This is a genomic window from Novosphingobium sp. B-7, from assembly GCF_000410615.1.
GTDB classification, from domain to species: Bacteria; Pseudomonadota; Alphaproteobacteria; order Sphingomonadales; family Sphingomonadaceae; genus Novosphingobium; species Novosphingobium capsulatum.
In genome coordinates, this window is sequence record NZ_APCQ01000724.1 from 1 (window position 1) to 5,541 (window position 5,541).

A 5,541-nucleotide genomic window follows, 5' to 3' on the forward strand; every position below is an offset into this window, starting at 1 on the left:
AGACAGCAGCCAGGCGCCCAGGACCAGTTCTGCCACGGGTAGGGCGCTAGCCACGGGCGCCACCAGGGCCGGCGGTAAGAGGCGGTAATTGGCGATCACGCCCGGTAGCAAAACCCGATGGCGCAGCTTGCCCGCTGCCGCAGTAAGGAACACCAGCCCCACGCCCACCGTGGCAATGCGCCCGGTCAGCGCCACGGCCATCAGGCCGATCGCCGCAGGGGCCGCATCCGGGGCGCCGAGCGCGATCACTGCGGCTGCGCCACCGTGATCACACCATTGCCGGCATGATCCAGCTTCCACGCCTGCTTGCCGGTGGCCAGGTCATAGACGTAGACCGTCTCGTCCTCGCCAGCGAAGACCAGGTGGGGGGCGGCTTCCTGCGTCACGGCAATCATGCGCGGTTCGCCGGGCACGGCCATGCGCTTGACCACCTTGTGGTTCGCCAGGTCGAGCTGCCACACTTCGCTCGCGCCGGCCTTGTGCGACCAGAACTCGCCCATGTGCATCAGGATATAGACTTGGCCGGTGGCGCGGTGCAGGGCCATCTGCTGCACCCCGCCTGGATACCAGTTGACCTGGTTGGGCGCGGCCGATCCGGCCGGCACGCCGGCGGCTTCCTGCAACGAGAACGGCGCGGCAATCACCGGCTTGGCCCCCAGCGTGGCGGTATAGACCTTGCCGGTATAGCTCAGCATCACGATCTGGTTGTGCCCGCGATCGACTTCGAAATTGTCGAAGATCGGATCGTCGGTGGCGGAAAAGAACGGATCGCTGCGGGTGATCTGGCTTTTCCCGCCGGCAAGGCTCAACGTGGCGAGCGAGCCATCGGAGCACAGCGCCGACAGGCCCACGCCGGGCACCGGCACCAGGCTGGCGCAGCCGGGCAGTTCCACCGTCTTGACGAACTTGCGCGCCGTCAGATCGATCACGTTGACCGAAGAGGCCGGGCTCATGTTGTAGACATAGCCGAACTTGCCATCGGGGCTGACCACGAAATTGTTCATCCGGCCGCCCACCAGCAGGCGGCCCGGCATGGCAATATCGGCCTGAAGCTTGAGATCGACGCTGTCGAACACCGAGACATAGTCCTGCCGCGTTCCGCGCAGGCCCTTGGTCCACAAGGTGGACGACACGTAATAGAACTTGCCCGCAGGATCGAGCGCCAGGTCGGTCAATTGCGGGGTTTCGACGTGGCCGATCAGCTTGCCACTGACGGTATCGTAGATGACCGAGGAATTGGATGTGAACCCCGCCGTTGATGAAGAACCAACTGGTCTTGGGCGGCGTCAACTGCGCCACGTCAGACTGTTCGGGTTCCACCGACGCGATCGGTGCGGCGACCGGGGCCGCCATGGCCGACGGCGCCAGCGCCCCAGGCAGGCCGCCGGCCAGCGCCACGGCCAGTGTTGCAGTTGCGAGAAAACGCCCCTTGATGGCAGCAAACGTCATCGTGGCCGGCCCCTGTTCGAATGTGACAGCCCGTGGTGATCGCGGCATTGGCAAGGGCGCGAAGGACCGGGTGTTTGCCCGAGTCCGGCATGCCCCCACATGCCATTGCGATCACAAGTTTTGACGAATGTCCTATTTCAGTCAAGCGACATTCGCAGGTGCCGCAAAACTTTTCGCGCTATCTGGCATCACATGGATCGCGGCGGGGCATGCCCAGCCCGGCAATGTCGTCCGGGGTGATGGTACAGGCCAGTTCCACCAGCGCCTTGCCGGCGATCGCGATGAACGCCGGCATGCGATCGGCCCAGGGCTTGCGATAGCCGAGAAAGGGTGTCGCCCCTTCCATCGAGGCGCTGATATAGAGCGCCACGATCTGGGTTTCGGCCGCAGACAGCGCGGGGTTCAGCGCGCTGACATATTCGCAGATCACCCCGTGGACGCGGGCATAGAACTGCGCCACCCGCTCTGCCACCACCGGGTTGTGGTTGGCCATGGCCCACAGTTCGGTAAACAGGCGCGTGGTGCGCATGCCGGCAATATCTTCCAGGCACAGCGCGATCACCCGGCGCAGCCGCTCCTGCGCGGTAAGGCCGGGCTGGCGCACCTCGTCGTCGAGTACCTTGTCATAGCTTTCCAGCATGTCGTCGAGCATGAGCTGGACCAGCATTTCCTTGCGCGGGAAATGATAGCTGACATTGCCTACCTTCATCCCGCATTCGGCGGCGATGCGGCGCACGGTGAACTGCGCGGCGCCTTCCTCGATCAGCACCTTGTGCGCGGCCTTCACGATGGCTTCGGCCGTGGCCGCGCCACGGGCATAGCCACCGGGACGCGGGGTGGTGATGGCACGGTCTGCTGGTGTCATTCCCGCCAGGCTACCACGGGCAGAGCGAAACGGCCAGTTGTCCGTCGCACCTGCGCCGGCAGATAAAACGACCCCCGCCGTGCCGGGGCGCGACGGGGGCAAGGGTGGAAAGTGCTCTGGCGGTTGGCGAGAGCGCCGCGTCAATAGCGCATGGAATATTTCAGCCCGAAATACTGAGGCTTGATCGGCATGGTGCGCGAAGAGCCCGAGCAGTATTCGATCGCGCAGAACGTGTTCTTGGACAGCTCGCCACGGCGATCGAACACGTTTTCGATGAAGGCCGTCAGCGTCCAGTTGTCCTTCGACACGCCGGTGGAGAAATCGAAGCTGACGAAGCCCGGCGTGTTGCCCAAGAGGCTGTTCTTGTAGGTGTCGAGGTTGGAGGTCGACAGCGTCTGGGCGTGCATGGTCACTTGCGCGAAATCGTTGAGCGAGCCTAGATCGCCTTCATACCGCGCCGAAAGTTGGCCCTTGAAGCGGGGCTGGCGCGGCAGGCGCGTGCCCTTGGCGGCGGCGATCTCGTCGGGCTTGCCGGTGCAATCGCTGATCGGGGTGAGGGTGGCAGGGTCGAGCACGCAGAAATCCTGCGTCAGCTTGGCATCGTTATAGGACCCGGAACCGCTGATCGTGAACTGCCCGAGCTTGAGATCGAAATCGGATTCGATGCCGAACACCCGCGCGGCGCCAGCGTTGACCGTGCCGCCGTTGCCGAAATATCCCAACGGGATGACGGTGTATTGCACACCGGTCCACTTTTCATAATAGACCGCCGCGTTCCAGCGCAGCTTGTTGTTCCAGCTGGTCTTGACGCCCACTTCGTAATTGGCCAGCCGATCGGCCTTGTAAGTGCCCATCTCTGGCAACTGGTTGGTGCCGCCAGGGCGGAACCCGGTGGAATAGGTGGCATAGACCATCTTGTCGGACGTGACCTGCCAGGTCACGCTCACCTTGTGGGTTTCGCCGGTCTCGTTGTAGGCTGGCTTGTTGTTGTTGACGCAGGAAAACCGCTGGTCGGCCGGGAACGGCACGGTACAGCCAAGTTTAAGCGCCTGGCTGGCGACGCCGCTGAATCCATAGACCGAGTTGTTGGCCTTGAACACGCGGATGCCGCCGGTCACCTTGATCTGCGAGGTGATCGGCACGGTGCCTTCGGCAAACACCGCATAGTCGCGGAATCGCTGGTTGAGATCCTGGTTGTAGAACGCGTCGCGTTTGATCGCCGGGTTCCACTGGCAGCCATCGGCGCATGAGGTGGCGAGGTCGATCTGGCTCAGGCCGGGGATCTGGTAATCGTCGTCCTGGGCCATCTTCTGGAACTGGAAGAAGCCGCCTACGGTCAGGTCGAAACCCCATTCCTTGGGCACCGAAAGGCGCAGTTCCTGCGTCACCTTGGTTTGGGTCAGGCGGCCGATATAGGACTGCGTCGGGTTGATGAAGTTGCCGCTCTTGTCACGGAACTTGAGGTAGTTTTCATAGCCGGGGCCAAGCTGGTCATAGTGGACCGAGTAATAGGTGTAGTCGCTGGTATTGTGGATCTTGCGGCGGAAATAGCCCGACGAGGACACCAGGTCGAAATCGCCGATCTTGCCTTGGATGGTCAGCGAGGCCTGGACCCACTTGTCGACATTTTCGGTCGGGCTGTAATCGTGCACCTGCAGATCGCCGACGCGCGGATCATAGTTGAAGAAGCCCTTGGCATCGAGATACTGATAGGTGACGGAAGGATAGAGCTTCCAGTCGCCCGCCTCGATCGTGGCATTGACGCGACCGCCATAGCTGTCGACCGGGTTGTAGTTCTTCTGCACCAGCGTGGCGTTGTCCACGGTATAGGTCGTGTTGGGATCATCATCGCCCAACTGATAGGTGTACGTGCCGTGGGTGTTGTCGATGTAGCCGCCCTCGTGATCGTAGAAGCCCATCATGCGCACGGCGATGTGCTCGTTCACCGGGATGTTGACGAAGCCTTCGACCATCGCGCCGGCCGCGCCCTTGCCATAGGCATCGACCTGGACATCGGTGCCGGCCTCGAACTTGCCGATCTTGGCCTTGTTGGTGATGATGCGCAGCGTACCCGCCAGCGAGCCGGCGCCATAGAGCGTCCCTTGCGGGCCCGACAGCGCCTCGACCCGCTCGATATCGTAGATGTGCACTTCGGGCATCCGCCCTGGCTGCGAAATCGGCACGTCATCGAGATAGGTGCCGCTGGTCGACAGTGCGCCACCATCCACGGCAATGCCGCGGAAATAGACTTCGCTCTGCCCTGGCCCGAGCCCGGAAAAGCTGACCGAGGGCAGCATGCTGGCGTAATCGGCAAACGTGCTGACCTGGTGCTGTTCCAGCTTTTCCGCGCCCAGCGCCTGGATCGAGATCGGCACCTTCTGCACGCTTTCGGCCTTGCGCGTGGCGGTGACCACGATTTCGCCAAGGCCGCCGGTGCCATTGTCTGCAGCGGCCGCATCGGGGGCCGGGGCGGGCGCGGGTGCCGACTGGGCCAAGGCCGCAACCGGCAGCGCCATGCTGGAAAGGACGGTCGAGGCGCCGAGAATACCCAGTGCACGCCTCATCTGCGACCGTTGTTCAAACACCATTGTTCATGCCCCCTGATGGCCTGAAGTTCTTTTTCTGCCGTCTTCCTGCGAACGCTTGTTTTTATGATTATCGTTTGGTGATGATCTTGGCGGCGGTGTTGTAATTATGCCGCTTTTTGTGCAGTCGCCGTGCCGATTTGCGCACCTGTGCGATCAAACCCTTGCGGCGCCCGATTGCCGTGGCGCGCCATGCCGCCAACAGCGCGAGTGATCTGCGGCATTGCAGCGCAGCGATTGCAAGCTGTTGATTCTACACAATAGTGCCGCGATGCGGCGCGGTCTCAATCACTATCTTGTTGCGGATAGTGCCAGCAAAACGCCGGCTGTCAACAAAATTCAGCGATCTGGCATCGCAGATTGTGCAGGCGATTGAGCCGGCCTGGGGGAGGAGCTGTTCGCAGTTGCGTAATCGCGCGGGCATGTCATGTTTCCGGTCATGGTGATCGGGGCAAAACCGCAAGGCAGGATCTGTGATGGCAAATGACGTGGCCGGCCAGCATGGCGTGGGAACCGCACCTGCTGATGCGGGTGGTTCGGCCAGCGGAACGGTTGATGCGGCGCTGGGCCATGCGGCCCGCCTGATGGCGCGCCAGCCCGCGCTGGCCCTGGCCCAGGCGCGCGAGATCCTGCGCGCGGTGC

Annotated in this window: 5 protein-coding genes; 1 reads left to right on the forward strand and 4 read right to left on the reverse strand. The window is 62.8% G+C overall.

All coding sequences use genetic code 11. The annotated features are described in order from the left end of the window. Together H926_RS0107720 and H926_RS26210 are read right to left on the reverse strand one after the other, a co-directional pair. The coding region (locus H926_RS0107720; protein ID WP_022675782.1) for a MauE/DoxX family redox-associated membrane protein at positions 1-249 on the reverse strand (249 nt) is incomplete at its 3' end. Then, complete coding sequence (locus H926_RS26210; protein ID WP_237740989.1) at positions 246-1,175, reverse strand: amine dehydrogenase large subunit; 930 nt, start codon at positions 1,173-1,175, stop codon at positions 246-248. The genes H926_RS0107720 and H926_RS26210, both read right to left, overlap by 4 nt. A gap of 83 nt (positions 1,176-1,258) precedes the next feature. Between H926_RS26210 and H926_RS34540 the strand changes: the two genes are divergently transcribed. Then, complete coding sequence (locus tag H926_RS34540; protein WP_237740990.1) at positions 1,259-1,573, forward strand: hypothetical protein; 315 nt, start codon at positions 1,259-1,261, stop codon at positions 1,571-1,573. Positions 1,574-1,627: 54 nt separating this feature from the next. On the opposite strand, the gene H926_RS26215 is transcribed toward H926_RS34540, so the two are convergent. Together H926_RS26215 and H926_RS0107735 are read right to left on the reverse strand one after the other, a co-directional pair. Next, entirely contained in the window at positions 1,628-2,314 is a 687-nt protein-coding gene (locus H926_RS26215) for a TetR/AcrR family transcriptional regulator (protein ID WP_022675783.1), read from the reverse strand. Between the two features lie 140 nt (positions 2,315-2,454). Next, entirely contained in the window at positions 2,455-4,878 is a 2,424-nt protein-coding gene (locus H926_RS0107735; RefSeq protein WP_028657734.1) for a TonB-dependent receptor, read from the reverse strand. Positions 4,879-5,541: the final 663 nt, after the last annotated feature.

Coding starts and splice junctions, on each gene's coding strand:
- H926_RS34540 (WP_237740990.1), top strand. CDS start 1,259: ATGAAGAACCAACTGGTCTTGGGCGGCGTCAACTGCGCCACGTCAGAC.
- H926_RS26215 (WP_022675783.1), bottom strand. CDS start 2,314: ATGACACCAGCAGACCGTGCCATCACCACCCCGCGTCCCGGTGGCTAT.
- H926_RS0107735 (WP_028657734.1), bottom strand. CDS start 4,878: ATGAGGCGTGCACTGGGTATTCTCGGCGCCTCGACCGTCCTTTCCAGC.